The sequence below is a fragment of the Acinetobacter sp. YH01008 genome, from assembly GCF_013420435.1.
In the GTDB taxonomy this organism is placed as follows: Bacteria; Pseudomonadota; Gammaproteobacteria; order Pseudomonadales; family Moraxellaceae; genus Acinetobacter; species Acinetobacter pseudolwoffii.
The window spans coordinates 1-25,193 of sequence record NZ_VOYD01000001.1 but is presented as its reverse complement, the minus strand read 5'-3'; the positions used below and the strand labels follow the sequence as shown (position 1 = coordinate 25,193).

The following is a 25,193-nucleotide window of genomic DNA, read 5'->3' as shown; positions in this document are numbered from 1 at the left end:
GAAAATGGCAAAGGTGTTCTTGTAAATTGCCATTGCTTTATTATTTTTCGTCATTTAGGTCAAATATTAGTGAACATTAAAGAGACTGAAGGATTAAACATGAGTCGTGATACGATCAGTATCCATTTCGTCAATGCAGCCTTATCTGGCGTCAAGCGCTTAGGCATGGATGTCGATACTTTATTGTCTCACGTCGGAATTGAAGCAGAACTGCTGCATCAACCCAAAGCCCGTATTTCACCTGAACAATATACCCGCTTTATTAAAATGTTATGGATGGTGACCCAGGACGAGCATGTCGGCTTTGACAAACAGCAACGCCGGTTAGGCACTTTTGCCATCATGTGTCAGCTCATCATTCATGCCAAAACCTTAGGTGATGCACTGGAACTTTCCTCGCAGTTCTATAAACTCTTCGGTGATGACTGGTCGGTGACCCTGGAACGTGACAAACACGAAGCACGTCTGGTGCCCCTCATTCCAAATGCGATGGATCCGGATCATTTTATTACCGAAAGCATGCTGATGATCTGGCATGGTCTGGCATCTTGGCTGATTGAACGTCGTTTACCGCTGGAACGTGTGCATTTTAGCTATCCACGTCCAGTCCATGCCGATGAATATGATGCCCTGTTCTTTGCGCCGGTAATGCAGTTCGACATGCCACGTACCGAAATCACCTTTGCTGCGGACTATCTGGACCTGCCGATCCGTCAGAATGAAGAAACCTTAGAGGAATTCTTAAAAGCTGCGCCTGCTCAGCTCCTAGTGAAGTTTAAAAATACCAACTCGCTGACCTCAAGAATCCGTGATGTATTGAAGAGCCAGATTGGCGAAGAAATGCCGACATTGAATGATGTCGCGTCAATGCTGTATTTATCTCCTCAAACCTTGCGCCGCCGTCTGGCAGCCGAAGGTAAAAGCTATCAAGGTGTGAAAGATGCCTTGCGCCGTGATGCCGCGATTCATCTGTTATTGAATCCAGATCTAACCCTCGAAGATGTCGCGCAGCAGGTCGGTTTCAGTGAAACCAGTACCTTCCATCGTGCCTTCAAGAAATGGACCGGTGTAACCCCAGGTCTATATCGCCAGTTGCATGGTTATCATTAATTAAAATTCTCGATATCCTCTTCTCCAGCCCAGGCTTCCAGACCTGGGCTTTTTTTATTGGCAAAAATCGTCAAATGATCTGGTCCGTTCTCGTCATTGCACTTCAAAATTTAAGTATTACACTCGAGTCATTAGAATAATTTTCAGCAAATTAATAAAAGGGACATGCTATGAGCGAGGCATATATTATCGACGCCATTCGCACGCCACGCGGAAAAGGTAAAAAAGATGGATCTTTACATCAAGTCAAACCCATTTCATTACTGACTGGCTTACTTAACGAACTTCAGGCACGTCATCAATTTGATACATCAAAAGTCGATGATATTGTGCTGGGTTGTGTCACTCCGATTGGTGATCAAGGCGCCGATATTGCCAAAACCGCGGCGATCGCAGCGGGTTGGGACAATGATGTCGCCGGTGTACAAATCAACCGTTTCTGTGCTTCCGGTCTGGAAGCTGTCAATCTGGCTGCACAAAAAATCCGTTCTGGCTGGGAAGATCTGGTCGTTGCAGGCGGCGTCGAATCCATGTCCCGCGTAGCGATGGGTTCCGATGGCGGTCCTTGGGCACTGGATCCTGAAACCAATATGGCCTGTGATTTTATTCCGCAAGGTATTGGCGCGGACTTGATTGCCACGATTGACGGTTATAGCCGCACCGACGTAGACCAGTTTGCCGAGCAATCCCAGAAGAAAGCCGCTGCCGCACAAGCCAATGGTTATTTCAACGCTTCTGTTATCCCGGTCAAAGACAAGGCCGGTGTGGTGATTCTGGACAAAGACGAATTTATCAAACCGACCACAACTGCTGAAGGCTTAGGCAAACTCAATCCTAGTTTCGCGACCATGGGACAGATGGGCTTTGATGCCATCGCCCTACAAAAATATCCTGAAGTTGGCACGGTGAATCATGTGCATCATGCCGGGAATTCTTCCGGAATCGTCGATGGTGCTGCCGTGGTTCTCATCGCATCGGAACAAGCGGTCAAAGAACAAGGTTTAAAACCGCGTGCCAAAGTACTGGCCACGGCGCTGGTCGGGGCTGATCCTACCATTATGCTGACCGGCCCTGCCCCGGCAGCACGTAAAGCTTTGGCTAAGGCGGGTTTAACCATTGATGATATTGACCTGTTTGAAGTCAATGAAGCTTTTGCTGCCGTGGTGATGCGCTTTATCAATGAAATGAAGATTGATCCTGCCAAGGTGAATGTCAACGGCGGTGCAATTGCCATGGGACATCCACTCGGTGCGACTGGTGCGATGATTTTAGGGACATTACTGGACGAGTTAGAACGCCAGGGCAAAAAACGTGGACTAGCCACACTGTGTGTCGGTGGCGGTATGGGCATCGCCACCATTATTGAATTGGTTTAACTCAAATATTTAAAGTGTTTGATTCACGTTTTAGTCATATGCAACCTGAGCAAAACCAAAGCACTGCTTTGGTTTTAGCGCAAGATCATTGTTTTACAAAATTAATAGATTTTGCGTATGACAATGGTTTTGCCTACTTTTGCTAAATGAGAAATACATTTCGTAAGGCAGGTCGAACTGAAGCTTAAACCAAGAATTTAGATGAATTTGGAAAGGCTCCGGAATAAGGAAAATTTCTAAAATCTAATCAGGATATTAATTCCAAATTCATCCCATTATGATCTGGATAAAAATTTATGAGCGCAATTCAATATCAAAAAACTGAAGATAATATCGTCATTCTGATCTTTGATTCTCCAAACCAGTCTGCCAATACCATGAATGCAGATTTTCGTAGCGCTTTGGCTGAAACCGTAGAAAAACTCAAAGCTGATGAAAATATTACTGGCATCATTTTCCGGTCTGCGAAAAAAACCTTCTTTGCCGGTGGCGATCTGGATGAACTGATTCAAGCTACACCTGAACATGCGACTGAATTCTTCAACATGATTGAAGAGATGAAAGCACAGATACGTTATATCGAAACCCGCGGCATTCCGGTTGTGGCTGCACTAAATGGCACAGCACTGGGCGGTGGCTGGGAGATTGCTCTGTGTGCCCATCATCGTATTGCCTTGAATGACCCTAAAAGCAAGTTTGGCCTGCCTGAAGTCACACTGGGTTTACTACCCGGTGGCGGTGGTATTGTCCGTAGCGTGCGCCTGCTCGGTCTGCAAAATGCTTTTCCCTTGTTGATGGAAGGCAAACAGTTGGGTATAGAGAAAGCCCGATCTTTAGGGCTGATTCACGATATTGCAGACAATACCGATGAACTCTTAGACAAAGCCATTGTCTGGATCAAAGCCAATCCGAAGTCACAACAGCCTTTTGATGTAAAAGGCTACAAAATTCCGGGTGGTAGCCCTTCAACGCCAGCAGTTGCACAGATGCTGGCGATTGCCCCAGCGATGCTGCGTGATAAAACCAAAGGTTGCTATCCTGCACCTGAAGCAATCATGTCGGCAGCGGTAGAAGGTGCTCAGGTCGATGTCGATACGGCGCTGACCATTGAATCGCGTTACTTTACTTATCTGGCCACCGGTCAGATTTCTAAAAATATGATCGCTACTTTTTGGCATGGATTGAATGCGATCAAATCCGGTGCCAGCCGTCCCCAAAAGGTTGCGAAATGGAAAGCCACTAAAGTTGGCATTCTGGGCGCAGGCATGATGGGTGCAGGCATTGCTTATGTGACTGCCAGCAAAGGCATTCAGGTTATTTTAAAAGACATTTCGATTGAAGCGGCTGAAAAAGGTAAAGCTTATAGCCAGAAACTGCTGGATAAAAAAGTAGCTCAAGGACGTTTATCTGCTGATCAACGAGATCAGGTTTTAAGCCTGATTCAAGCGACTGCATCCAATCAAGATCTGGCCGGTTGTGACCTGATCATTGAAGCGGTGTTTGAAAATCCCGCACTGAAAGCTCAAGTCACACAAGAAGCAGAACAGTATCTTGCCAGTCATGGCGTGATGGCATCGAATACTTCGACCCTGCCTATTATAGAGTTAGCCCAGGCTTCAAAAAATGATCAGAACTTTATCGGTCTGCATTTCTTTAGTCCGGTCGATAAAATGCAGCTGGTCGAAATCATCAAGGGGCAAAATACTTCAGCAGAAACACTGGCCAAAGCCTTTGACTTTGTCCAGCAGATTGGCAAATTACCGATTGTGGTAAATGACAGCCGTGGCTTCTTTACCAGTCGTGTCTTTGGTACGTTCGTTCAAGAAGGTTTGCGCCTGCTGGCAGAAGGCGTGCATCCGGCACGGATTGAAATGGCCGCACTCAAAGCCGGTATGCCAGTCGGGCCTTTGGCCATTCAGGATGAAGTGTCCTTGACCCTCTCCGAACATGTGGCCAATGAAAGATACAAAGCCTTAGAAGCACAAGGTCAGACCATCTCCAAATCACCCGCAGATGAAGTCATTCACAGCATGATTCATGAGTTTAACCGCAAAGGTAAGGCTGCCGGTGCAGGTTTTTATGATTATCCAGAAAATGGTAAAAAGCAGCTCTGGACGGGTCTCAACCACTGGAAAAAAGAGGTTGATCTTTCTGAACAGGAAATGATGGATCGTTTCCTGTTTGTGCAGGCACTGGATACCGTGCGCTGTCTGGAAGAAGGCGTGCTGGAGTCTGTGGTCGATGCCAATGTCGGTTCCATTTTTGGCATTGGCTTTGCAGCCTGGACGGGTGGCGCGGTGCAATTTTTAAATCAGTATGGTCTGGCCAAGGCGCTGACCCGTGCCAAGGTACTCGAAAACAAGTATGGTGAACGCTTCAAAGCACCGCAACTCCTGAAAGACCGGGCAGCAGAAGGCCAGCCGATTCAATAATTTTGAGCTCTAAATAAAAAGAGGAACTGAGTTGCTCTTTTTATTTTCCGGATCTGGCTGAATCAGTGGATACACTCGTCTAATGACAGATTTTGATCTGCTTTTTGATCAATTTATGTTATAAAGTTACATAAGTTTGATATCCACGTGGGTAAGACCTATGACTGATCACAGTTCACCTGAAAAATCCCCTTGGGGTTGGAAAGCACTTATTATCTTCTGTATTTTAGGTGGATTATTCATGTTTATTTTTTGGCTTGCGGTGACGAATGAACCGGATTACATGCCAAGCCAGCAAAATAAACAGACGACCCAGCAGCATGCTTTTAAAAATGCACCGACCATGTCTCCTGAAGCAATTGCGAAGGCTCAAGCAGATCGTGAGGCACGTGCGACTGCCAATACGGCTCATTCCGATACAACAGCGAATGAACATAATATGTCAACTGAAGAACATGCCAACATGGAGAGTGCCGAGCATAGCTCAGCGCATGGCCACTGATCTTGATTCAGTAAGGGCGTAAAAAAGCGAGGTCAATGCCTCGCTTTTTTGTATCTCAATAACTAAAAAATTAAAGCTTTAAATACATATCAATATGCGGGATGCCGCAATCCAGATAGTCTTCGCCCTGAACCTTAAAACCCAATGCCTGATAAAAACCGATGGCATGTACTTGCGAAGACAGTTTTAAATCTTTTCGATGATCTGCTTTGGCATAATCGATAATGGCCTGCATCAATTGCTGCCCAATCTTCAAACCACGATGTGACTTTAATACTGCAACACGACCTACACTGTTATTCGCCAGCAATCTTGCAGTGGCTATCACATGACCCTTTTCATAGACCACAAAATGGATGGAAATGGCATCTTGCTCATCCCATTCCTCTTCAGCGGCAATATTCTGTTCTTGAATAAACACGGCTTCGCGAATGGTTTTGGCATGCTTCGCTAAATCCTCCCAACCACCCGAAACAATTTTAAGCTCTGAATCCTTTAGCATTTAGAACCAATCCCCTGCTGATTCCACTGATTATTCAATAACAATTCCAGTGAATGTTTTTGGATAGCGTACATTTCTTTCAAGTCCTGAATCTGTTTCAAGACCTCCTGATCGGGTTGTTGGTAATCTTTGCGTTTCGTCGCCAGAATCATTTTATTTTTACTGGTATGTTCCAGTGCCACAAACTCAAAAACTTTGGTTTCATAACCATAGGCTTTCAGCAATAACGCACGAATGGTATCGGTCAGCATTTCTGCCTGTTGACCGGCATGAATACCAAATTGCAGCATCGGACTCAGCACTTTTGGCGCCTGTAACTGTGGGCGCAATTCCTTATGGCAACATGGCGCACACATGATCATCTGTGCATTCAGGCGAATACCGCTGTGAATCGCAAAATCCGTTTCCACATCACAGGCATGCAAAGCGATCATTACATCCAGGCGTTTCGGTGCATAAGTACGCACATCGCCCTGAAAAAAGTCGAGCTGATCAAAGCCAGATTGTTGCGCGACCTTTTGGCAGAACTCGACCATTTTCGGATTCAGTTCCACCCCTGTAACCCACGGCGTCTCACCATGTTTTTGCATATAGTCATATAAAGCACAGGTCAGATAGCCTTTACCGGAGCCAAAATCCACCACACGCAGACCTTCGACTTGTGGCTTGAGCTGCGCCAATGCACCCGAAAAAATCTCGACAAATTTATTAATCTGTTTCCATTTACGCGCCATGCTCGGAATGATCTGCGCATTATGATCGCTAATGCCGAGATGCTGTAAAAAGATGCTGTCCTGATCAACATGACGTTGTTTAATCCGGTCATGACCCTGTTCAGCGGACTTGGCCTGAAGCGTCGAGTTTTTGTTTTTAGTACGGGTCAACATGGCTTTTTTCTTGTTTTTTTTTAGCTGTAACTCTTCATCTAGCGTCAGCAAATTGGCTTGCTTGCAACATGCTAATAATGCCGTCACCTGCGCCAGTGCATCCGCTAGAGGATAGTTTTTGGTGACATCCTGAGTTTTATGGCGATACAGACAGCTCATTACTTTTTGCCCATTTAATGAAATGACTCGCAAGGTCATTTTCTCTAAACCCTGCAGTTCACCTTTATACTGGCTTAAGATCAGACGATCAAATTGATCACTTTCAACAGCTTGCTGAAATACATCTAAAAACTGCTGTTCTTGGTCTGAGAGAGTTGCCAACGTTGACATAGATAAAACCTGAAATGAATTGCCCCTCAAGTTTAAATCTTCTTAACCTAAAAGCAAAATTGAATTACTATACAAATGTATATTTTAAAGAAGAATGACAATCATGCAGAATGCGCCGCTGGTTCCAGATTATGATCACACTGAGGAACGAATTAATTATATCAGTCATGCTGTGGGTGCTGGACTATCGGTAATTGCTGGTATTCTTTTGATTATTAAAGGGTCTTATCTCAGTACTGGACAATGGATTGGACTTTGGGTCTACGCGCTGAGCATGATCTTGCTCTTCTCTGCGTCCATGCTCTATCACATGGCCACCGCAGCAGACCGTCGTTATTTTTATAAAAAAGTTGATCATACTGCAATTTATTATTTAATCGCCGGAACCTATACGCCTTTCCTGTCAATTGCCATTCCAACAGCCAAAGCCCAGTATTTATTGATTGCACTCTGGGTGATCGCCCTCATTGGTACACTGTTCAAGTTCGTTTTCATTCATCGTTTCCAGAAAATTTCTTTGGCGGCTTATCTGGTCATGGGCTGGCTGGCGCTGCTGGTGATGGATGATATGCAACAATATCTTAGTGCTCAATCTTTGACCTTTCTGATCATTGGCGGATTGGCTTATACCGTAGGTGCATTGTTTTACGCTTTAAAAAGAGTAAGATATACCCACGCTATCTGGCACATATTTGTATTGATAGGCGCAGGATCACATTTTCTGTCTATCTATCTTTACGTGATTTAATCATCTTCTTTTTCATTTCAGTGACCCTGAGCGAGTTAAAGCGAGAAGATTGCAGTTGTTTTTTTAAAAAATTACGCCTTTTTTAAAAAGATTACGCTTTTAAAACTAAGCTTTTTTATTTTTAGTAAGTGTAAGGTTCTCCATGGCGTCGTCTAATTCTGCTGCTCAGCCAGCACAAAATTCAAAATTTCGCGTTTTAACCGCGAGCTTGGTCGGTACTACAATCGAGTTCTTCGATTTTTATATCTATGCCACTGCTGCTGTCATTATTTTTCCATATCTGTTCTTCCCTGCAAGTACAGATCCGATGACTGCCACCATTCAGTCGCTTGCCACTTTCGCCATTGCCTTTATTGCCCGCCCGATTGGTGCGGCACTCTTTGGTCATTTGGGTGACCGGATCGGGCGAAAAGCCACATTGGTCGCTGCCTTGCTGACCATGGGTATTTCCACCGTTGCGATTGGCCTCTTGCCCACTTATGCGCAAATCGGGATTGCTGCACCACTCTTGCTTGCACTCTGTCGTTTAGGTCAGGGCTTGGGGCTGGGTGGTGAATGGTCAGGTGCCGTACTTCTTGCCACCGAGAATGCACCTGAAGGTAAACGTGCCTGGTATGGCATGTTCCCGCAACTGGGTGCTCCAATCGGCTTTATTCTGGCAACAGGTTCTTTCCTGACGTTGGGCGCTTTCATGTCTGAGGCTGACTTTATGGCTTGGGGCTGGCGTATTCCATTTATCTCAAGTGCCTTGCTGGTGATTGTCGGTTTATGGATTCGTTTAAAACTGCATGAAACCCCGGCATTCCAAAAGGTGCTAGATAAACAAAAAGAAGTGAACATTCCATTTGTTCAAGTCTTCAAAAAACATTCTCGCATGCTGGTACTCGGCACCATCGCTGCAATTTGTACCTTCGTGGTGTTCTACCTCACCACAGTATTTGCATTGCAATGGGGTACTAAACAGCTAGGTTATTCTCGTGAAGAATTCCTGCAATTGCAGTTGGTTGCAACCCTATGTTTTGCTGCCTTTATTCCACTTTCTGCAGTATTGGCCGAGAAATTTGGCCGTAAAACCACCTCGATTGCAGTCTGTGTTATCTCTGCCATCTTCGGGATTTTCTTTGCAGATATGCTGGAATCTGGCAGCACGCTGGTGGTATTCTTGTTCTTGTGTATTGGTCTGGCGATCATGGGCTTAACCTATGGGCCAATCGGTACTGTATTGTCTGAAATCTTCCCGACTTCAGTACGTTATACCGGTTCTGCATTGACCTTTAACCTGGCAGGCATCTTTGGTGCATCCTTTGCTCCACTGATTGCCACCAAACTGGCAACAACTTACGGTCTGTCTGCAGTCGGTTATTACCTGACCGCAGCATCAATCCTGTCACTGATTGCATTTCTGTTGATTCGTGAAACCAAGAATGATGATGTAAATAATCAAATTTAAAGTCTTAGTTTGATTTAAAAGCCAGCATTCGATGCTGGCTTTTTTATGATTTCACAACAAAACTCTGCTACTTATCTCGTTAAATTTGCTCAACAATCAAATGGACTCAACCAGACAATGAGACAAGGCAATGCAGGAGCTTATTGAATCCCTAACCCAGGAACAGTTGGTCAATATTATCATTTTGCTGGAAGATGATAAAAAAATAGAGGCCGTTCGCTATATCACCGAGCATACGACTTTGAATGAAATCCAGGCGCTGCAAGTGATTGAAGAGATTGTCCGTGAGCACGATGTGGTCATGAAAACTGAAAGCACAGGACCGCGCTTTAGTGATGATGCGGGTGAGATTGACTTGGTAACGCCTCCCCTTGAAATTCCGACCCATCCGAGCCTGAATACCCCCACAGAAGCTGAAATCACCACACGACAATTACGCGAAGACGTCCCAACCCGAAAAATTGAAAATAAAATCTGGATTCTGGCAGCCATTGCAGTGCTGTTATTGATCCTGATCTGGATCATCAGTTAAAGCTGAACAGGACAATATCTCCATTTAGATCAGTTCAATAATATCAATGGTGGGTGGTACTCTAAAACGAAAAGGTACGCCGACCAAACCGGTGCCAACCGTGACAAACACATCTGCATGTTCATGACGGTACATGCCCTTCTTATGCCCCAAAATTGACACTTTTTTCATGACATAATCGGTCAGCCAAGGCAATTCCACCTGTCCGCCGTGGGTATGTCCAGCCAGCATGAGAGGACGTGTCGGCAATTTGGGAATCATATCCACCGTATCGGGATTATGCGACAAAATGACCCAAGGCTTGTCCTGAGGTAAATCTGGCAGACTGCGCATATCGGCTTTACCCGCCCAGAGATCGCCCACACCCAAGAGCCGAAATTCATCAAATTCGACAATTTGCCCTTCAATATCCATGACCTGATTGACTTGCAGTGCATAACGCAGCAGTTCCTGAATCGGTGGTCCCGGATATTGCTCGTCATGATTGCCATTGACGGAATAGACTGGGGCATGAATTTCTTTTAAAACTGCCAGTTCTTGTGCCAGTTTATTTTCCGGCTCATAAGTCCAGTCTCCGGCCACCACCACCAAATCGGGTTGAACATGATTTAACTTATGCACAATTTGTCGCAACTGCCGTTCATGACCAGAAAACAGACCGATATGTAAATCTGCAATCAGGGCAATCCGGACGGGTTGCTTTAAGCGTTTATCCGCATTGATCTGATATTGTGTCGTTTTCACTTGAATTAAATGCGGCTCGATAAAGCGTGCATAACTCAAGACGGCGCTGATCAAAAATACAAAAACAGCTTCATGCAAGGAATAATAACCGCTCCATCCGGCATAAATACTGAAGAACACCAGTGGAACCAGTAAATAGGACAGGTAAAAAGCCAACAAATGACAAAATGCTTTAAATGGATGAATAGTCTCGGTACGAGATTGACTCGACCATGCCTGGTACACAGCCCAGATGGCCAGAATGGCCATGCCTAAATAAAAATAAAAAAGTACGGAACTGGTATCCCACATAGATTTGCCTTGTCGAGTCGAGAAGCTGATTACTGGCTTTATATTTATCTTTTCATAGCTGGCAATTATACTCAATTCTAATTTTTCATTCTTCGACTTATATGGCCACTGCTTCCCTCGCTCAAGCTCATTCAAAATTTTCCTGCTTTTCATCAATTTACCGCTATAAAGCTGGAATTTTACTGAGCTGTAGCATGATCTTGGGTCTTCCTGCATGCAGTACTTTGCCCAAGCAAACTGAGCAGCCTAGCCAGATGGCATTTGAAACAGATACCTCACAAACCAGTTTGGCGCAAATTGTTGAACCTTTACGTGAACAGAACATCGGCCTGACCGGTTATCGTGTGCTCTATGACCCACTCGAAGCACTGGGTGCGCGTATCCAGCTGATTAACAAGGCCGAGCGTAGTCTGGATCTACAGTATTATATTTGGGACAACGACCGGATTGGCACCCTTGCCCTGCATGCGATTATTCAGGCGGCAGATCGTGGCGTAAAAGTGCGTCTGTTAATGGATGACAATAATGCCAAGAAAATGGAAGGCATTTATCTGGCCTTAAACCAGCATCAGAATATCGATGTCAAACTGTATAATCCCTACCGTTTTCGAAAATATCGTGCCATGGACATGGTGCTGGATTTAAAGCGTATTAATCGCCGCATGCATAATAAAAGTTTTATTGCCGACAACCAGATTGCCCTGATTGGTGGACGCAATATGAGTAACCAGTATTATAATGTCAGTGAAATTTATCAGTTTTCCGATGTCGATGTGATGCTGGTCGGTGCAGCATCGGATGAAATCATTCATTCCTTCGATGAATACTGGAATGATGATTATGCCTATCCGGTGCAACAGATTGTCAATCCGCGCCATCATGGCTTACGCTTTCCAAGCCTGAAACAACAACTGGAAAAGCACAGTCAGGATCAGGCCACACAGAATTATCTGGATCTGGCCAATCGTTCCAGAGCATTTGACCAATGGCTGGAACAAAACATTCAACTGGATTGGGTCGAAGCCGAAGTGGTCAAAGATCCTCCAAGCAAAATCAAGGCCAAGGCCAAAGCCGAAGAACATCTCAACTTCCAGTTATTACAACATCTGGAAAAACCTGAACAAAGTGTTGATATTGTCTCTGCCTATTTTGTTCCGGAAAAAATTGGCGCAGATCGTTTAAAAAAACTGGCGGATGAAAATATCGAGGTCCGTGTCTTGACCAATTCGTTTAAAGCCAATGATGTTGCCGTGGTACATGCCTTTTATGCCAAATATCGTCAGGATTTATTAGAAAATGATGTGCAGCTGTATGAGTTTCTTGCAGCGCCAGATGCCGATCATCTCAATGCCAATACAGCGGAAATTTCCAAAAAAGCCAAAGTCAGCCTGAAAGGTTTAAGCCGCTCCAGCCTGCATGCCAAGCTAATGGCAATCGATCAAAAACAGGTGTTTATTGGTTCTTTTAACTTTGATCCACGTTCTGCCTATCTCAACACTGAAATTGGTGTCTTACTGAATAGTCCCTCTTTAGCACAGGCAGTGCACCAAACCATGGATCAGAACTTAAGTAAATATGCCTATAAACTGGTGCTGGATGCCAACCAGAATATTAACTGGAAAATCAAGAAAGCCAATGGAGAGGTTAAAACCTTCACCAAAGAACCCGGAATAAAATGGTACCAAAAAGCTGGACTCAAACTGGTGTCATGGTTACCAATCGAAGGGTTTATGTAAGTGACAAACAGCTTGAGTTGAACTATTTAAAATAGCCTCTTCTTTAACGCTGCCTGCTTCTAGTGGATTTACCTCAAGTTTCAGAGATATGAGTGTGGCAAGGATGCCACACATTATCCATCACGACAGGACGTCGTGTATGGCTAATAAAGACTTTTGCCTACTTTGGGTCTGTCAAAAGTAGAGTTTTGCCAACACAAAGCCATTTAAATGTTTAAAGCAAAGATGAGGCTATACACGTCTATTCCCAAGAATAGATATCAAATGCCTAAATTTCTCATCCAGTTGTTTTTTATTAAGTCTTTTCTAGTACACGCGATTGCAACTCCACCAAGCCAGCCTGCATGGTTTGCTGTACCACACGGGTCAGGCTTTCAACAGTGTGCCCCTCAGTCGCGATTGCAGGTAAAGCCACTAAATGTGCAATCACTTGTGGCATTTCCAGTACTTTTTTGACATGGGCTGCAAAACTGATGTCATTGATAAACGGCGCAACCACATCGAGGTCGCCCTGCTGATTCACATAACAAATCAGGCAAATTTGCACAGGACGCTGTGCCTCAATCGCAGCACCCAAAATCCGGCCGTGTACTTTTTTAATGGCTCGCCCATCTGAAGTGGTGGCTTCAGGAAAAAATAATACGGGAATATTCTGTTTTAAAAATCCGGTAATCTGTTCGCGGATACGCACCGAATCACCAGAACCACGTTTGATAAATAAAGTGCCGCCACCTTTGGCCAATTTACCCAGAATTGGCCAGTTTTCAATTTCTGCTTTGGCCAGAAAAAATACGCGTGCCCCTGAACCTAAAACTGCAATATCGAGCCAGGACACATGGTTACTCACCCATAAAGCGGGTTCGCGCGGAATTTCACCGTGCACCTGGACTTCTATGTTGAATACTTTGCACAACTGTCGACAAAAATGTTGCACATAACGAGTATTGGTTGGATTGTTCGGATTTTTGTATAAACCGTGACGGAAAACCAAATAGAACCCTTCACTGATAACAGCCAGTGAAGCTGTTACTTTTCGCATATAAAGCCAGAATTTTGCCAAGCCATGTCGGTGAGATGTTTGATCTTGTACAGTTGGGTTCATAAAAACGTCACTAAATCCTAAGCTAGATACAGGGAATATCCACGAATTAAACTCATTCTATACTGTTCATTCGCAACATGCATTGATAATAAAAACCGACCAATAAGATCTATATCTTCAATTTTAATTGGATTAATGAATAATTTAGAATAAAATCATCGGAATATTGGATCAAAAAGGATCGCTGCCATGCCAGATCAAACCCAGCCTGCGAATGAAAAGCTTCAGCCTTTACAAGTGCTCAAATATATTTTGGGTGGTACCTGTATCTATGCCGCTGTACTGGTAACACTTGCACAACTGTTTGTCACCGCACTTTAAACCAAAGCCGCGCTAATTCAGTATCTGCCTCGCTCTTTTTCAACTACACTAAAGTTTTCAAGTGGAGATTGGCCTGAGTGGAATATTTAGAACAACGTCGGGGGAAAGAACGCGTCATTCTGGTGAGTGTCAGCGTACAAATGCTGGATGACCTTGATGCTGAAGAGTTTAATCTGCTGGCGCAATCTGCAGATGCCGAAATTCTGGAACATATTCATGCTCAACGCGTCAAACCGGATGCCAAATTTTTTATCGGTTCAGGCAAAGCAGAAGAAATCGCCGAACGCGTAGAAGAACTGGACGCCAATCTGGTCATTGTTGATCATGCCCTGACACCGGCCCAGGCCCGTAATCTGGAACAGGTCATCAAGTGCCGTGTGGTCGATCGTACCGAACTGATTTTAGATATTTTCGCCCAGCGTGCCCGTACCTATGAAGGCAAGCTGCAAGTCGAACTGGCACAACTGCAACATTTATCATCCCGCTTAATTCGCAGCCGTGGCAATCTCGACAGCCAAAAAGGCGGCATTGGCTTGCGTGGCCCGGGTGAAACCCTGCTTGAAACTGACCGTCGTTTACTGCGTATTCGCATGGGACAACTGAAAGCCAAAATTGATAAAGTCCGCCAGACCCGAATGCAAGGTCGTATTGCCCGTCAAAAAGCAGCTGTCCCAACTGTGTCTTTGGTCGGTTATACCAATGCCGGCAAATCGACCCTGTTTAACCTGCTGGCCAAGAGTGATGTCTATGCAGCCGATCAGCTTTTTGCCACCTTGGACCCGACTTTAAGACGTCTGGAATGGGATGGCATCGGTAATCTGGTACTGGCAGATACGGTGGGTTTTGTTCGCAATCTTTCCCACTCGCTGGTTGAATCCTTTAAGGCGACCCTGGAAGAAACCGTAGAAGCTACCCTGTTGCTGCATGTCATCGATTCAAGTAGTCCAGAAATGCTGGAGCAGATTGAAGCGGTTGAAAAAGTCCTGAAAGAAATTGGTGCCAATGTTCCGATCCTGCAGGTTTACAATAAAATTGACTGTAGCGGCGATGAGGCCAAAATTATTTATCGACGCCCGGGCGAGCCAGAACGTGTCTATGTTTCAGCACATAGTGGCGAAGGGATCGACCTGCTGCGTAAAGCGGTACATGAAGCCCTGATGGGACAATTGCAATCCTTTGACCTGATTCTGAAACCCGCCTACGGCAAGCTGCGCAACCAGCTTTATGGTTTAAATGTAATCCAGTCAGAACATTATGATGATGAAGGTCAGCTGCATTTACATATTCGGATTGCAGCACAAAAACTGGAGCAGCTGATTAAACAGGCGCATTTACCTTTAGATGAAATTTTGGGAAAACAGGCACAGCAGTTTCAACGTCCACTGGAAGCGTTTGAAATCCGGTCAAAGATCGAGTAAAACTTGATAAGTAAACTTAATAATTGATCATACGAATGAACTGGATAAAACGAATAGACTGGCCAGCATGGATCGGCACCCTGTTACTTATTATTGTCTTTCGGGAAGCATCCGTCTGGCTCATGACCCAGCTGGATCATCCTGAATTGGGCAATCTGGTAGGGTTACTCAGCTTATTGATTGCCCTTTTTACCTGGCGCTATTTCGGTAAACTTCCCGCTCGTCTCGTAGACACCAATAACAAGCTGATGAAGGAAAGCGCCTTTGCTTTCCTGCCTGTCAGTGCAGGTGCACTGATGATGCTGGTCCATATGGGCCAGAAAATTCCGGCATTTTTGTTCATCATGTTTTTCAGCACCCTGATTCCTTTATGGATTTACGCCAAAATGGCCAAGCGCTGGTTATAGGAGTACCGCATGTTATCTATTTTATATGGCTTTGCGGTCACGCTGATGGCCTATCTGATTGCCAAACCCTGTAACCGGATCATCCCGCAAATTCCTGTCATCGTATTTAGCATGTTCTTTGTGCTTGCAATTTTATTTGTGCTCGGGATTCCTTATCAAAATTACATGGATCAAGTGAATCCGCTCTTCAATCATTTACTTGGCTATGTGACCGTCGCCCTGGCCATTCCACTGGCTGCAATGCGCTATGATGACTTACCACTAAAAGCGATTATCGGTATCTTGGTTTTTGCCAGTATCAGTGCTGTCGCCCTACCAATGGGACTGGCATATCTGCTGCATATGTCTTCCGCAGATATTATGGCTTTCGCGACTCGGGCGGTGACGACACCCATTGCGATTAATATCGCCACCTTGCTGGATGCTCCAATCAGTATGGTGATTCTGATTGTGATTCTTTCCGGAGTGATTGGCGCAGCATTTTCACCGTTTATCCTGCGGCATATCAATGATGAACGTGCTTCCGGACTGGCCTTAGGATTGGCAGCACATGCGATTGGTACAGCTCAGGCCTGGCAGCGTGGCAGTGTTGCAGGACGTTATGCCGCTTTCGGTATGGCAGTCAATGCGGTGTTTACTGCCATCTGGCTGCCTACTTTTATACTTTATTTGCAAAAAATGTGACTAGTGAATCATTTTAATTGTTTGTTTTGTACTTTAATCGTTCCTAATATACAAACATAAAACAATTTTATTCAAGGAACAGAAATATGAAAAAGGTTCAATTATTCTCGGCTTTACTTTTAACCTCTTTCAGCCATCTGGCCTTAGCTTCGGATCTGTCAGGGACATGGCGCAATATCGATGATAAAACCGGTTCACCTAAAGCATTCCTGGAAATTCGCGAAACAGCTACAGGCACTTACGCGGCCAAAATTACCAAAATCACGCCGCGCCCGGACTATACCCCAAAAGAAAATTGTGTCTCTTGTCCTGCACCTTATACCAATAAACCGATTCTTGGACTGGATGTACTGACAGGCCTGAAGCACACCGGCAATAATAACTTTGCTCAAGGCAAACTACTCGATCCATTATCCGGGAATGTGTATAGCACCAAGGCAAAATTAAGCAGTAATGGTAAACGTCTGACTTTACGCGGCTATGTAGGCGTTTCGGCCCTGGGTCGCAGCCAGACCTGGATTAAACAGGATTAATTCATACTCTATTGAATAAAATGTGATGAGTTTAAAATTTAGCAGAGAGAAGCTTGCATTTTCATACATTAAGTTGTATGAATATTGAACATATGCTTTTCTCATGGATTATGAAAGTATAATAAGTAGAATTTACATAATATGTATCAAATGGAATTTGATGCGTTGTCATAAGGATATCGTATGCAGAAAATTGCAATTTTAGGTGTATTTACAGCCTCTATAGTCACCTGCTCCATGGCATTTGCGCAGGAGTTATCGGGTTTCTGGCAACAGATTGACGATAAAACCGGCTCACCTAAAGCACTGATTGAAATGAAAACTCAGGCAGATGGTTCTTATACTGGGAACATTCACAAAGTTACACCGCGACCAGGCTATACGCCACGGGAAAAATGTATAAAGTGCCCACCCCCATATACAGACAAACCGATTTTAGGACTAGAGATCATTAAAGGGCTGAAACCAACCAGCAAGAATAACTATGGACATGGTCAAATACTCGACCCTTTAACTGGCAAAATTTATGATTTAAAAGGGCGGATTTCTGCCAATGGGAAACGACTGACTCTACGTGGATACATTGGGATATCTGCCATCGGCCGTACACAAACCTGGATTCGCCAGGATTAATAAAGCAGCACATTTGTGTTGGAGATATTTTATTTCATCTATAAAAAAAGGGATAAATATAATGAAACAATCTAAATTAGGATTAATATTCATCGCTGCCATGATGACTGGCACTGCGTATGCACAGGACTTAACAGGCACCTGGCAACAAATTGATGACAAAACCGGTTCACCAAAAGCAGTGATTGAAATTCGCCAAAATGATAACGGTACGTTTGCCGGAAAAATTATCAAAGTTACGCCACGTCCGGGCTATACCCCACAGAAAACCTGTAATAAATGTCCTGCTCCCTATACCAATCAACCTATTCTGGGCATGGATGTACTGACTGGCTTAAAACATGTGGAAGGCACCAATAACTATGAAAAAGGCCGTGTGATCGACCCGTTGGCGGGTAAAATTTACGATGCCAGAGTACGTCTGAATGCCAATGGTAAACGTTTAACCTTGCGTGGTTATGTCGGCGTTTCTGCTTTAGGCCGCAGCCAGACCTGGATTCGTCAGGATTAGTATCCAATTCTCAATATTAATAAAAGCTGCCAACTTGGCAGCTTTTTTTAGTACATTAACTCTATAGTATTCAGATAATTATTGACTATTTAATCATAATTCCTAACATGAGGGCGCGATGACAAAAAACTCTCTGGAATGACTCTCTATGTTAAAAAAAATATTACTTGCCGCATTGACCACAGGGTTTAGCATGACCCTTTGGGCGGAAGATATTACTGGAACTTGGCAACAAATTGATGATAAAACGGGAGCTGCCAAAGCGATTATCGTAATTAGCCAAGAGCCTAACGACACTTACTCTGCTAAAATTGTGAAAGTTACCCCTCGTCCGGGCTATACACCACGTGAAAAATGTAATGCCTGCCCTGCTCCCTATACCAATCAGCCCATTTTAGGTATGACAATTATCAAGGGCTTAAAACATGTTAAAGGCACCAATAACTATGAAAAAGGTAAAGTGATTGATCCTTTGGCAGGTAAAATTTATGACGCAAAAATGCGTTTAAACAACACTGGCAAACGTTTAACCCTGCGCGCCAGTGTAGGTGTTTCAGTACTTGGTCGTAACCAGACCTGGATACGTGCAGACTAATAGATAGTTTAAAAAAGCCACGTGATCACGTGGCTTTTTTTATTGGATTTACTTAGATCACCGGATTATCAACCGCGAACATCTGCTGATCTTCCAGACGGAATGCCATGAGTTGATTGCCCCAGACACAGCCACCATCGACATTTTGAATTCGGTCCGAAATAGTTTTACCATTTAAGGCAGCCCAGTGACCAAACAGAATCTGATGGCTTTGCGCTGCTAATGACTCAAATTCAAACCAGGGTTTAAAGCCTTCCGGCATTGGATCATCTAGCGCATCTTTAAAGCTGTATTCCAGACGCCCCTCTGCATCAGTGAGACGCATCCGGGTCAAATAATTCACGATACAGCGAATACGCTCATGGCCCTTTAGCTGGTCTGACCACAGTGCGGGTTCTTTCCCAAACATCTCTTTCAAAAAATCATCCAGCACATCGAAGTCATCATTAGAAATGATGGCTTCAACTTCTTGTGCCAATTGAGCAGTTTTTTCTGCATTCCAGATATTCGGAATCCCTGCATGGGTCAGAATAGTCTGCTCATTTGGAAATAGACACAGCGGCTGTTTACGCAGCCAGTCAATCAGGTCATCGCTGTCGATGGCATCAATCACATCACGAACATTGTCTTTTTCTTTAATCGGCTTGATGCCGCGGGCATAGGCCAATAAAGTCAAATCATGATTACCCAAGACTGTTGCAGCCGATCCCTGTTCGGCCAGCTTCTTGATAAACCGCAGTGCAGCAATTGAGTTTTCACCTCGTGCCACCAAGTCTCCAGCAAACCAGATAAAGTCCTGATCTGCATCGAAGCGGATTTCTTTGAGCAGAGCTTTCAAGGCCTCAAAACAGCCTTGCACATCGCCAATTACATAATTATATCGAACAGTGCGGTTCATCGTTATTTAAGCCACCATTTGATCTGAAAGTGCAACAAACTGTTCAAGGGTCAGAGTTTCTGGACGTGCCATCGGGTCAACACCCGCTTTTTCAAAACCATCTTCAACCAGCATGCCTTTTAAGCTATTGCGCAAGGTTTTACGACGCTGGGTAAAGACATGAGATACCAGACGTGCCAGCGCTTTTTCATTTTTGGCCACAATCGGCTTGTCTGCATAAGGCTCTAAACGAAATACCGCCGAGGTCACTTTTGGTGGCGGATTGAAAGATCCCGGTGGTACTTCAAACAGGAAAGTCGGTTTGCAGAAATACTGGATCATGACTGACAAACGGCCATATTCCTTAGTATTTGGTAATGCGGTAATCCGATCAACCACTTCTTTTTGCAGCATGAAGTGCATGTCCTGCACTTTGCCACCAAATTCCAAAAGATGAAAAAGCAGGGGAGTAGAAATATTATAGGGCAAGTTACCAACCACGCGCAGCGGACGGCCTTCTTCAAATAATGTTGAATAATCAAAGCGCAGTGCATCGGCTTCAATAATGGTTAAACGTTCTGGATGTGGTACACGACCCGGCAGGCCCGCAGCCAAATCACGGTCAAGTTCGACCACAGTCAATGCATCACATTCACCAATCAAAGGTGAGGTCAATGCGGCCAGACCCGGCCCAATTTCCAGAATGTTCTGACCTGGACGTGGATTGACTGAGCGCACAATTTTGGCAATGACACGTTGGTCATGTAAGAAGTTTTGACCAAATCGTTTTCGAGCCTGATGCCCTTCTTCTTTTGGGTTTAAGGCATTAATTTGATACATAAAAACATTTCCAACGTGAGTGATGAACAATAATCAGTGGCGCGCCAGATCGAGGGCTAAATCGACAGCAACGTGCAGGCTGGAACTTTTCGCAAGTCCCGTACCCGCAAGGGAGAGTGCTGTGCCATGATCTACAGATGTACGAATAAAGGGTAAGCCGAGGGTAATATTAATGGCTTCACCAAAGCCCTGTGATTTTAACACAGGTAAACCCTGATCGTGATACATCGCCAGAACCGCATCGGCATCTTTTAAGTTTTCCGGGGTAAATAACGTATCTGCGGGCAAGCTTAAACTCATATTGATGCCTTGAGCACGGTAGCTTTCGAGTACCGGATTAATCACTTCAATTTCTTCCATGCCCAAATAGCCACCCTCGCCTGCATGCGGATTGAGACCGCAAACCAAAATATGCGGATGTTCAATCTTAAATTTGGATTTCAGATCGTGAATCAGGATATCGATGACTTGATGCAAACGCTCTTTGCTAATCGCATCGGCAACGGCACGTAAAGGAAGATGCGTCGTTGCTAAAGCCACACGTAAAGTCTTGGTCGCCAGCATCATCACCACCCGCTCAACGCCTGCAAATTCTTGATAATATTCGGTATGACCGCTGAAATGGATGCCAGCTTCATTCATCACAGACTTTTGCACCGGTGCAGTTGCCACGCCGACACTTTTAGCTGACATGGCATAGTCCGCAGATCGTCGCAGTTGTTCTAATACATAAGCGGCATTGTTTGGGTTCAATTCACCTAATACCACAGGCTGATTGAGTGGCACATGTTCAACATACAGCTGACCTTTTTTTGAAGATGCGTCCTGTCCGGTATATTCAATCAACGCCACAGACAATTTCAATTGATCTGCACGGGCTTTCAGCATATTCAGATCGGCTAATACTACAATCGGACGTTCATCCACACGTTCTGCCAGACTCAGGCAAATATCGGGACCAATTCCGGCAGGTTCCCCGCTGGTGACATATAAAGGCAGCATCATCTTCTCAATTTGGCAAAGCTGAGAAATATTATAACCCGATCATATCCAGGCTGCAGCGATCATTGCAAAGCGTCCTTATAAATCAATATTTTGATACGATTGAAGGGATAGTTACAAATATAGTCATCGTTTTTGCGAGATATCCAGGTTTATGCCTTTCCTTATTTCAGGAGATTAGATAAAATACAGCGCTTGAAATTTCAATTTTCATTTGTGATTCTTCACGTATTCGTTTAGAATCGCGTCTCCTTTAGTTTGGACAGATTCCATAGTCCAAACCAACTATAATAGGTAGTGGTTTAATGAAAACTCTCAGCGCTAAGCCAGCTGAGGTTCAACACGACTGGTACGTTGTTGATGCTTCTGGCAAAACTTTAGGTCGCCTTGCGACTGAAATCGCTCGTCGTTTACGCGGTAAGCACAAGACTTCTTATACTCCTCACGTTGACACTGGCGATTATATCGTTGTAATCAATGCTGAAGAAATCACTGTGACTGGTAAAAAGTCACAAGATAAGAAATACTATCGCCACACTGGTTTCCCTGGTGGTATCCGTGAGACTAACTTTGAAAAGTTAATCGCTCACAAACCAGAAGCAGTTCTAGAAAAAGCTGTTAAAGGTATGTTACCTAAAGGTCCTCTTGGTTATGCAATGATCAAGAAAATGAAAGTGTATGCAGGTACTGAGCATCCACACGCTGCTCAACAGCCACAAGTTTTGGACATCTAAGGGATAACAGCACATGGCTACTAATTATGGTACAGGTCGCCGTAAGACCGCAACTGCACGTGTTTTCCTATCAGCTGGTACTGGTAAACTCGTAATTAACAACCGTACTCTTGAACAGTATTTCGGTCGTGAAACTGCTCGTATGGTGGTTAACCAACCTCTTGAGCTGCTTGAAGCAACTGAGAAATATGACCTTTACATCACTGTTGCTGGTGGTGGTATCGGTGGTCAAGCAGGCGCAATCCGTCACGGTATTACTCGTGCATTGATCGCTTCTGACGAGACTTTAAAACCTGCTCTTCGTCAAGCTGGTTTCGTTACTCGTGATGCTCGTGAAGTTGAACGTAAGAAACTTGGTTTACGTAAAGCTCGTAAACGTCCTCAGTTCTCTAAACGTTAATTCGTTTACCGAACCGGACAAAAAGCCTTGGATTATTCCAAGGCTTTTTTTATAAGTATTCATTTTCAATATTGAAGGATATTTCTGCGGTTATTGTTCATGTATATCTTTACCCCAGACTCCGTCATGGCACCAAAATGATTTACTCAGATAATAATTTGCTACGCCAATAACAATAAATAGCAGGATGATGAGCAGTTTAATAAGCATGCTGTTTTTCTCCAGATATTTTTCTTATAATCTACCTTGGCTCAAGCCGATTGATCTTTGATGCTTGGTGCTTTTTAGGTTGAATTTTAGTATCCTAGTCTATTCATTAGAACTTCATCAGGATTTATGTCAGTCGAAAGCGCGCCTCTTCAAGGAATTACCTTATATAGTCATGCCGATGACTTCCGTTCCCATTGGATTCGCTATGTGCTTGCCGAGAAGCAAATTAAATACAACCTGATTCTGGTAGATACAGATGACGAGGATCTGGCCAGTCTCAATCCTTATAATCAGTTGCCGATGCTGATCGAAAATGAACTCAAATTATTCAATACTTCAATTATTTCTGAATATGTAGATGATCGCTATCGTCAGAATAAACTGTATGCCGATGCGCCGATGTCGCGCGCGGAGCAACGTCAATACATCTGGCGCTTTGAAAATGACTGGCTACAACTGGCCGATATCATGTTACGTCATCCAGACACCCTAGATAAAAAAGCCAAAAACCAGGCACAGAAGCAGTTACAAGATATCCTGACCTCATTGATGCCACTATTCCAGCATTTTCCCTATTTTATGTCTGAACAATTCAGTATTCTGGATTGCATGTTGGCGCCAATTTTTATCCGCCTGAAACAGATGGGCATAGAATTACCGCAGCAGCAATGCCGTCCATTTTATTTATATTGCCAGCGAATTTTCAGTCGTCCTGCCTTTGTAAAATCTATGACATTGCAGGAAAAAAACCGTTATTCAGCACAAATCAAGAACCTGTAGAGAAACATCATGTCCGAACAAGAATTCAACCTTAGCCCTACTCGTCCCTATATGGCACGCGCAATCTATGAGTGGGTTTGCGATAACAATATGACGCCCTACTTGCTGGTCGATGCGACACGTCCAAATACCATGGTTCCTGAGCAGTTTATTAAAGATGGGCAGATTGTGCTGAATATTGTGCCTCATGCGGTACATGCGCTACATATGAGCAATGATGCAATTAGCTTCTCTGCTCGCTTTGGTGGTGTCTCTCGTGATATCTATGTCCCTATGGCAGCCGTACTCGGTATTTACGCACGTGAAAACGGCCAAGGTTTATTCTTTGATCCAAGTGAATATGAACATACACAAACCGATGAAGATGCTTTAAAATCAAGCACTGAAGAAAAACCTGAACAGCCAAAGAAAAAACCAACTTTAAGGTTATTAGATTAAAAAATAATGGAGCAAGTGAATGGCTTTTGATTTAGTACAATATTTTGTTGAACAGATAGAAACTCAAAAGCCTGAGCTTCTAAAAGACCATACGAAAGAAGAAAGACGAAAATATATAACTGAAATTAATGCCTTAACTTTAGGCAAACTGATTACCGAGTGGCGCAACAATCCACAAAAAATTTATAACGAAATTAATCATCCTGATGAATTATATATACTGGAAGTCGTGCGTCATCTGGCCACCCATTCGGAAAACCAGTCAGCTCTGGATCGAACTCAACTAGAACAAAGCACCTCGGAAATTTTCCATTTACAGCTCACTGAATTAAAACAGCTACATGATACCGGCAATCACAATATCAACAGCATTCAAGAACTACTCACCGGCCAGATTGAACATTTATCCGGTCAAGCAGATGATTGGGTTTGGACAACAAACAACCTAACAGAACTCAAAGGCTCTAAACCAATTGTACAAGAAGAGCTATCATTGGAGGCATCAATGAAGGAGTTTAATCAAATGGTAAGCCAGAATCATCAACATCAAGATGTTGAAGACGTCGTTCTTGTAGAAACCCCAACATGGGCAAAGATTGTTGAACCCATCATTGCCATTGCAATTCTTTGGGTATTAATCGCAGCCGTAATGCGCGTATTTGGTTAAAATGAACTGCAATCAAAAACCAGCATTTTGCTGGTTTTTTTATTTGCCAAGATTTATAAGATCGGCCTATCAATTATTTTAGAGCAAACCCAAGATTCAAGATCTCCTATCACTCCTATAAGAACAACCCTCCTAAGAAAGTTTTGATCAGCTTTGAAATATAAATATATTTAAGCACTTCAATAAGTTTGAGAAGCTCTAGTAGTTTCAATATTGCTTATTAAAAGTTCTTAAAAATCCCGCACACAAAAAAACACCCCCCCTGCTTATGCAGGGGGGTGTTTCGAATAATGAGCTGGCGATGACTTACTCTCACATGGGTAACCCCACACTACCATCAGCGCAAAGAGGTTTCACTTCTGAGTTCGGGAAGGGATCAGGTGGTTCACTCTTGCTATTGT

28 protein-coding genes and 1 rRNA gene are annotated in these 25,193 nt (G+C 44.0%); 21 read left to right on the top strand and 8 right to left on the bottom strand.

Annotation, left to right across the window (positions count from 1 at the left end; translation table 11 throughout):
* Nucleotides 1–99: 99 nt before the first annotated feature.
* The 4 genes from FTT75_RS00140 (at nucleotide 100) to FTT75_RS00125 (ending at nucleotide 5,420) form a co-directional block, all read left to right on the top strand.
* Entirely contained in the window at nucleotides 100–1,110 is a 1,011-nt protein-coding gene (locus FTT75_RS00140; protein ID WP_005098008.1) for an AraC family transcriptional regulator, read from the top strand.
* 170 nt (nucleotides 1,111–1,280) lie between these two features.
* Nucleotides 1,281–2,486: an acetyl-CoA C-acetyltransferase gene (locus tag FTT75_RS00135; RefSeq protein ID WP_180185757.1), complete on the top strand. Its 1,206-nt coding sequence runs from the start codon at nucleotides 1,281–1,283 to the stop codon at nucleotides 2,484–2,486.
* A gap of 296 nt (nucleotides 2,487–2,782) precedes the next feature.
* A complete protein-coding gene (locus tag FTT75_RS00130) occupies nucleotides 2,783–4,918 on the top strand; it encodes a 3-hydroxyacyl-CoA dehydrogenase NAD-binding domain-containing protein (protein ID WP_180185756.1) in 2,136 nt (711 codons plus the stop codon).
* Nucleotides 4,919–5,078: 160 nt separating this feature from the next.
* Nucleotides 5,079–5,420, top strand: coding sequence for a hypothetical protein (locus FTT75_RS00125; RefSeq protein WP_034608399.1), 342 nt, complete (start codon nucleotides 5,079–5,081; stop codon nucleotides 5,418–5,420).
* 70 nt (nucleotides 5,421–5,490) lie between these two features.
* Here FTT75_RS00125 and FTT75_RS00120 read toward each other — a convergent pair whose 3' ends face one another.
* Together FTT75_RS00120 and FTT75_RS00115 are read right to left on the bottom strand one after the other, a co-directional pair.
* Nucleotides 5,491–5,922: a GNAT family N-acetyltransferase gene (locus FTT75_RS00120; RefSeq protein ID WP_100354772.1), complete on the bottom strand. Its 432-nt coding sequence runs from the start codon at nucleotides 5,920–5,922 to the stop codon at nucleotides 5,491–5,493.
* Nucleotides 5,916–7,139, bottom strand: coding sequence for an SAM-dependent methyltransferase (locus FTT75_RS00115; RefSeq protein ID WP_180185755.1), 1,224 nt, complete (start codon nucleotides 7,137–7,139; stop codon nucleotides 5,916–5,918). Before FTT75_RS00115 ends, FTT75_RS00120 begins: the two co-directional genes overlap by 7 nt.
* Nucleotides 7,140–7,242: 103 nt before the next feature.
* Between FTT75_RS00115 and FTT75_RS00110 the strand changes: the two genes are divergently transcribed.
* The 3 genes from FTT75_RS00110 (at nucleotide 7,243) to FTT75_RS00100 (ending at nucleotide 9,869) form a co-directional block, all read left to right on the top strand.
* Nucleotides 7,243–7,887: a hemolysin III family protein gene (locus FTT75_RS00110; RefSeq protein WP_074383498.1), complete on the top strand. Its 645-nt coding sequence runs from the start codon at nucleotides 7,243–7,245 to the stop codon at nucleotides 7,885–7,887.
* A 142-nt stretch (nucleotides 7,888–8,029) separates the two neighbouring features.
* Complete coding sequence (locus tag FTT75_RS00105) at nucleotides 8,030–9,337, top strand: MFS transporter (RefSeq protein ID WP_074383499.1); 1,308 nt, start codon at nucleotides 8,030–8,032, stop codon at nucleotides 9,335–9,337.
* Nucleotides 9,338–9,467: 130 nt separating this feature from the next.
* Entirely contained in the window at nucleotides 9,468–9,869 is a 402-nt protein-coding gene (locus FTT75_RS00100) for a hypothetical protein (protein ID WP_180185754.1), read from the top strand.
* A 24-nt stretch (nucleotides 9,870–9,893) separates the two neighbouring features.
* On the opposite strand, the gene FTT75_RS00095 is transcribed toward FTT75_RS00100, so the two are convergent.
* Entirely contained in the window at nucleotides 9,894–10,904 is a 1,011-nt protein-coding gene (locus FTT75_RS00095) for a metallophosphoesterase (protein ID WP_074383501.1), read from the bottom strand.
* Nucleotides 10,905–11,005: 101 nt separating this feature from the next.
* On the opposite strand from FTT75_RS00095, the gene FTT75_RS00090 reads away from it, so the two are divergent.
* Nucleotides 11,006–12,640, top strand: a complete 1,635-nt coding sequence (locus tag FTT75_RS00090) for a phospholipase D family protein (protein ID WP_180185753.1) — start codon at nucleotides 11,006–11,008, stop codon at nucleotides 12,638–12,640.
* A gap of 295 nt (nucleotides 12,641–12,935) precedes the next feature.
* On the opposite strand, the gene FTT75_RS00085 is transcribed toward FTT75_RS00090, so the two are convergent.
* Complete coding sequence (locus tag FTT75_RS00085) at nucleotides 12,936–13,742, bottom strand: 1-acyl-sn-glycerol-3-phosphate acyltransferase (RefSeq protein WP_005169470.1); 807 nt, start codon at nucleotides 13,740–13,742, stop codon at nucleotides 12,936–12,938.
* Between the two features lie 189 nt (nucleotides 13,743–13,931).
* On the opposite strand from FTT75_RS00085, the gene FTT75_RS15755 reads away from it, so the two are divergent.
* The 8 genes from FTT75_RS15755 (at nucleotide 13,932) to FTT75_RS00050 (ending at nucleotide 18,844) form a co-directional block, all read left to right on the top strand.
* Nucleotides 13,932–14,063 carry a hypothetical protein gene (locus tag FTT75_RS15755; RefSeq protein WP_005098021.1) on the top strand — a complete coding sequence of 44 codons (132 nt, stop codon included), beginning with the start codon at nucleotides 13,932–13,934 and terminating at the stop codon, nucleotides 14,061–14,063.
* Between the two features lie 77 nt (nucleotides 14,064–14,140).
* Nucleotides 14,141–15,481: a ribosome rescue GTPase HflX gene (gene hflX / locus FTT75_RS00080; protein ID WP_180185752.1), complete on the top strand. Its 1,341-nt coding sequence runs from the start codon at nucleotides 14,141–14,143 to the stop codon at nucleotides 15,479–15,481.
* Between the two features lie 35 nt (nucleotides 15,482–15,516).
* A complete protein-coding gene (locus FTT75_RS00075) occupies nucleotides 15,517–15,888 on the top strand; it encodes a hypothetical protein (RefSeq protein WP_005098027.1) in 372 nt (123 codons plus the stop codon).
* A gap of 9 nt (nucleotides 15,889–15,897) precedes the next feature.
* Complete coding sequence (locus tag FTT75_RS00070; RefSeq protein ID WP_005098028.1) at nucleotides 15,898–16,572, top strand: LrgB family protein; 675 nt, start codon at nucleotides 15,898–15,900, stop codon at nucleotides 16,570–16,572.
* Nucleotides 16,573–16,658: 86 nt separating this feature from the next.
* Complete coding sequence (locus FTT75_RS00065) at nucleotides 16,659–17,105, top strand: DUF2147 domain-containing protein (RefSeq protein ID WP_180185751.1); 447 nt, start codon at nucleotides 16,659–16,661, stop codon at nucleotides 17,103–17,105.
* 183 nt (nucleotides 17,106–17,288) lie between these two features.
* Nucleotides 17,289–17,738, top strand: coding sequence for a DUF2147 domain-containing protein (locus FTT75_RS00060; RefSeq protein WP_005098031.1), 450 nt, complete (start codon nucleotides 17,289–17,291; stop codon nucleotides 17,736–17,738).
* Between the two features lie 61 nt (nucleotides 17,739–17,799).
* Nucleotides 17,800–18,249: a DUF2147 domain-containing protein gene (locus FTT75_RS00055; protein ID WP_005098033.1), complete on the top strand. Its 450-nt coding sequence runs from the start codon at nucleotides 17,800–17,802 to the stop codon at nucleotides 18,247–18,249.
* 148 nt (nucleotides 18,250–18,397) lie between these two features.
* Entirely contained in the window at nucleotides 18,398–18,844 is a 447-nt protein-coding gene (locus FTT75_RS00050) for a DUF2147 domain-containing protein (protein ID WP_005098035.1), read from the top strand.
* A 52-nt stretch (nucleotides 18,845–18,896) separates the two neighbouring features.
* Here FTT75_RS00050 and FTT75_RS00045 read toward each other — a convergent pair whose 3' ends face one another.
* The 3 genes from FTT75_RS00045 to pdxA are packed head-to-tail and all read right to left on the bottom strand — an operon-like array spanning nucleotide 18,897 to nucleotide 21,563.
* Nucleotides 18,897–19,742 (bottom strand): symmetrical bis(5'-nucleosyl)-tetraphosphatase, encoded by an 846-nt coding sequence (locus tag FTT75_RS00045; protein WP_005169457.1) that lies wholly within the window; start codon nucleotides 19,740–19,742, stop codon nucleotides 18,897–18,899.
* Nucleotides 19,743–19,748: 6 nt separating this feature from the next.
* Entirely contained in the window at nucleotides 19,749–20,561 is an 813-nt protein-coding gene (rsmA, locus tag FTT75_RS00040) for a 16S rRNA (adenine(1518)-N(6)/adenine(1519)-N(6))-dimethyltransferase RsmA (RefSeq protein WP_005169455.1), read from the bottom strand.
* 33 nt (nucleotides 20,562–20,594) lie between these two features.
* The gene (gene pdxA / locus FTT75_RS00035) at nucleotides 20,595–21,563 is read right to left on the bottom strand and encodes a 4-hydroxythreonine-4-phosphate dehydrogenase PdxA (protein ID WP_005098039.1); all 969 of its coding nucleotides are present in this window, start codon (nucleotides 21,561–21,563) and stop codon (nucleotides 20,595–20,597) included.
* A gap of 305 nt (nucleotides 21,564–21,868) precedes the next feature.
* Here pdxA and rplM point away from each other — a divergent pair, with 305 nt between their 5' ends.
* From rplM to FTT75_RS00010, 5 genes are all read left to right on the top strand, one after another.
* Nucleotides 21,869–22,297: a 50S ribosomal protein L13 gene (gene rplM, locus FTT75_RS00030; RefSeq protein ID WP_004281682.1), complete on the top strand. Its 429-nt coding sequence runs from the start codon at nucleotides 21,869–21,871 to the stop codon at nucleotides 22,295–22,297.
* Between the two features lie 13 nt (nucleotides 22,298–22,310).
* The gene (rpsI, locus tag FTT75_RS00025) at nucleotides 22,311–22,697 is read left to right on the top strand and encodes a 30S ribosomal protein S9 (protein ID WP_005007735.1); all 387 of its coding nucleotides are present in this window, start codon (nucleotides 22,311–22,313) and stop codon (nucleotides 22,695–22,697) included.
* Between the two features lie 336 nt (nucleotides 22,698–23,033).
* Nucleotides 23,034–23,687, top strand: coding sequence for a glutathione S-transferase N-terminal domain-containing protein (locus FTT75_RS00020; protein WP_180185750.1), 654 nt, complete (start codon nucleotides 23,034–23,036; stop codon nucleotides 23,685–23,687).
* Nucleotides 23,688–23,696: 9 nt separating this feature from the next.
* Complete coding sequence (locus FTT75_RS00015) at nucleotides 23,697–24,125, top strand: ClpXP protease specificity-enhancing factor (protein ID WP_005098047.1); 429 nt, start codon at nucleotides 23,697–23,699, stop codon at nucleotides 24,123–24,125.
* 19 nt (nucleotides 24,126–24,144) lie between these two features.
* Nucleotides 24,145–24,792, top strand: coding sequence for a hypothetical protein (locus tag FTT75_RS00010; protein WP_180185749.1), 648 nt, complete (start codon nucleotides 24,145–24,147; stop codon nucleotides 24,790–24,792).
* Nucleotides 24,793–25,085: 293 nt separating this feature from the next.
* Here the strand turns inward: FTT75_RS00010 and rrf are convergent.
* Nucleotides 25,086–25,193, bottom strand: a 5S ribosomal RNA gene (gene rrf / locus FTT75_RS00005); the annotation flags it as partial.

What these genes read in the sequence shown, in the direction of transcription:
- FTT75_RS00065 (WP_180185751.1), top strand. Translation starts at nt 16,659, where the DNA reads ATGAAAAAGGTTCAATTATTCTCGGCTTTACTTTTAACCTCTTTCAGC.
- FTT75_RS00075 (WP_005098027.1), top strand. Translation starts at nt 15,517, where the DNA reads ATGAACTGGATAAAACGAATAGACTGGCCAGCATGGATCGGCACCCTG.
- FTT75_RS00130 (WP_180185756.1), top strand. Translation starts at nt 2,783, where the DNA reads ATGAGCGCAATTCAATATCAAAAAACTGAAGATAATATCGTCATTCTG.
- FTT75_RS00060 (WP_005098031.1), top strand. Translation starts at nt 17,289, where the DNA reads ATGCAGAAAATTGCAATTTTAGGTGTATTTACAGCCTCTATAGTCACC.
- FTT75_RS00020 (WP_180185750.1), top strand. Translation starts at nt 23,034, where the DNA reads ATGTCAGTCGAAAGCGCGCCTCTTCAAGGAATTACCTTATATAGTCAT.
- pdxA (WP_005098039.1), bottom strand. Translation starts at nt 21,563, where the DNA reads ATGCTGCCTTTATATGTCACCAGCGGGGAACCTGCCGGAATTGGTCCC.
- FTT75_RS00090 (WP_180185753.1), top strand. Translation starts at nt 11,006, where the DNA reads ATGGCCACTGCTTCCCTCGCTCAAGCTCATTCAAAATTTTCCTGCTTT.
- FTT75_RS00115 (WP_180185755.1), bottom strand. Translation starts at nt 7,139, where the DNA reads ATGTCAACGTTGGCAACTCTCTCAGACCAAGAACAGCAGTTTTTAGAT.
- FTT75_RS00055 (WP_005098033.1), top strand. Translation starts at nt 17,800, where the DNA reads ATGAAACAATCTAAATTAGGATTAATATTCATCGCTGCCATGATGACT.
- FTT75_RS00095 (WP_074383501.1), bottom strand. Translation starts at nt 10,904, where the DNA reads ATGTGGGATACCAGTTCCGTACTTTTTTATTTTTATTTAGGCATGGCC.
- FTT75_RS00010 (WP_180185749.1), top strand. Translation starts at nt 24,145, where the DNA reads ATGGCTTTTGATTTAGTACAATATTTTGTTGAACAGATAGAAACTCAA.
- FTT75_RS15755 (WP_005098021.1), top strand. Translation starts at nt 13,932, where the DNA reads ATGCCAGATCAAACCCAGCCTGCGAATGAAAAGCTTCAGCCTTTACAA.
- FTT75_RS00050 (WP_005098035.1), top strand. Translation starts at nt 18,398, where the DNA reads ATGTTAAAAAAAATATTACTTGCCGCATTGACCACAGGGTTTAGCATG.
- rsmA (WP_005169455.1), bottom strand. Translation starts at nt 20,561, where the DNA reads ATGTATCAAATTAATGCCTTAAACCCAAAAGAAGAAGGGCATCAGGCT.
- FTT75_RS00125 (WP_034608399.1), top strand. Translation starts at nt 5,079, where the DNA reads ATGACTGATCACAGTTCACCTGAAAAATCCCCTTGGGGTTGGAAAGCA.
- rplM (WP_004281682.1), top strand. Translation starts at nt 21,869, where the DNA reads ATGAAAACTCTCAGCGCTAAGCCAGCTGAGGTTCAACACGACTGGTAC.
- FTT75_RS00110 (WP_074383498.1), top strand. Translation starts at nt 7,243, where the DNA reads ATGCAGAATGCGCCGCTGGTTCCAGATTATGATCACACTGAGGAACGA.
- FTT75_RS00120 (WP_100354772.1), bottom strand. Translation starts at nt 5,922, where the DNA reads ATGCTAAAGGATTCAGAGCTTAAAATTGTTTCGGGTGGTTGGGAGGAT.
- FTT75_RS00105 (WP_074383499.1), top strand. Translation starts at nt 8,030, where the DNA reads ATGGCGTCGTCTAATTCTGCTGCTCAGCCAGCACAAAATTCAAAATTT.
- FTT75_RS00045 (WP_005169457.1), bottom strand. Translation starts at nt 19,742, where the DNA reads ATGAACCGCACTGTTCGATATAATTATGTAATTGGCGATGTGCAAGGC.
- FTT75_RS00140 (WP_005098008.1), top strand. Translation starts at nt 100, where the DNA reads ATGAGTCGTGATACGATCAGTATCCATTTCGTCAATGCAGCCTTATCT.
- FTT75_RS00015 (WP_005098047.1), top strand. Translation starts at nt 23,697, where the DNA reads ATGTCCGAACAAGAATTCAACCTTAGCCCTACTCGTCCCTATATGGCA.
- FTT75_RS00070 (WP_005098028.1), top strand. Translation starts at nt 15,898, where the DNA reads ATGTTATCTATTTTATATGGCTTTGCGGTCACGCTGATGGCCTATCTG.
- FTT75_RS00085 (WP_005169470.1), bottom strand. Translation starts at nt 13,742, where the DNA reads ATGAACCCAACTGTACAAGATCAAACATCTCACCGACATGGCTTGGCA.
- rpsI (WP_005007735.1), top strand. Translation starts at nt 22,311, where the DNA reads ATGGCTACTAATTATGGTACAGGTCGCCGTAAGACCGCAACTGCACGT.
- FTT75_RS00100 (WP_180185754.1), top strand. Translation starts at nt 9,468, where the DNA reads ATGCAGGAGCTTATTGAATCCCTAACCCAGGAACAGTTGGTCAATATT.
- FTT75_RS00135 (WP_180185757.1), top strand. Translation starts at nt 1,281, where the DNA reads ATGAGCGAGGCATATATTATCGACGCCATTCGCACGCCACGCGGAAAA.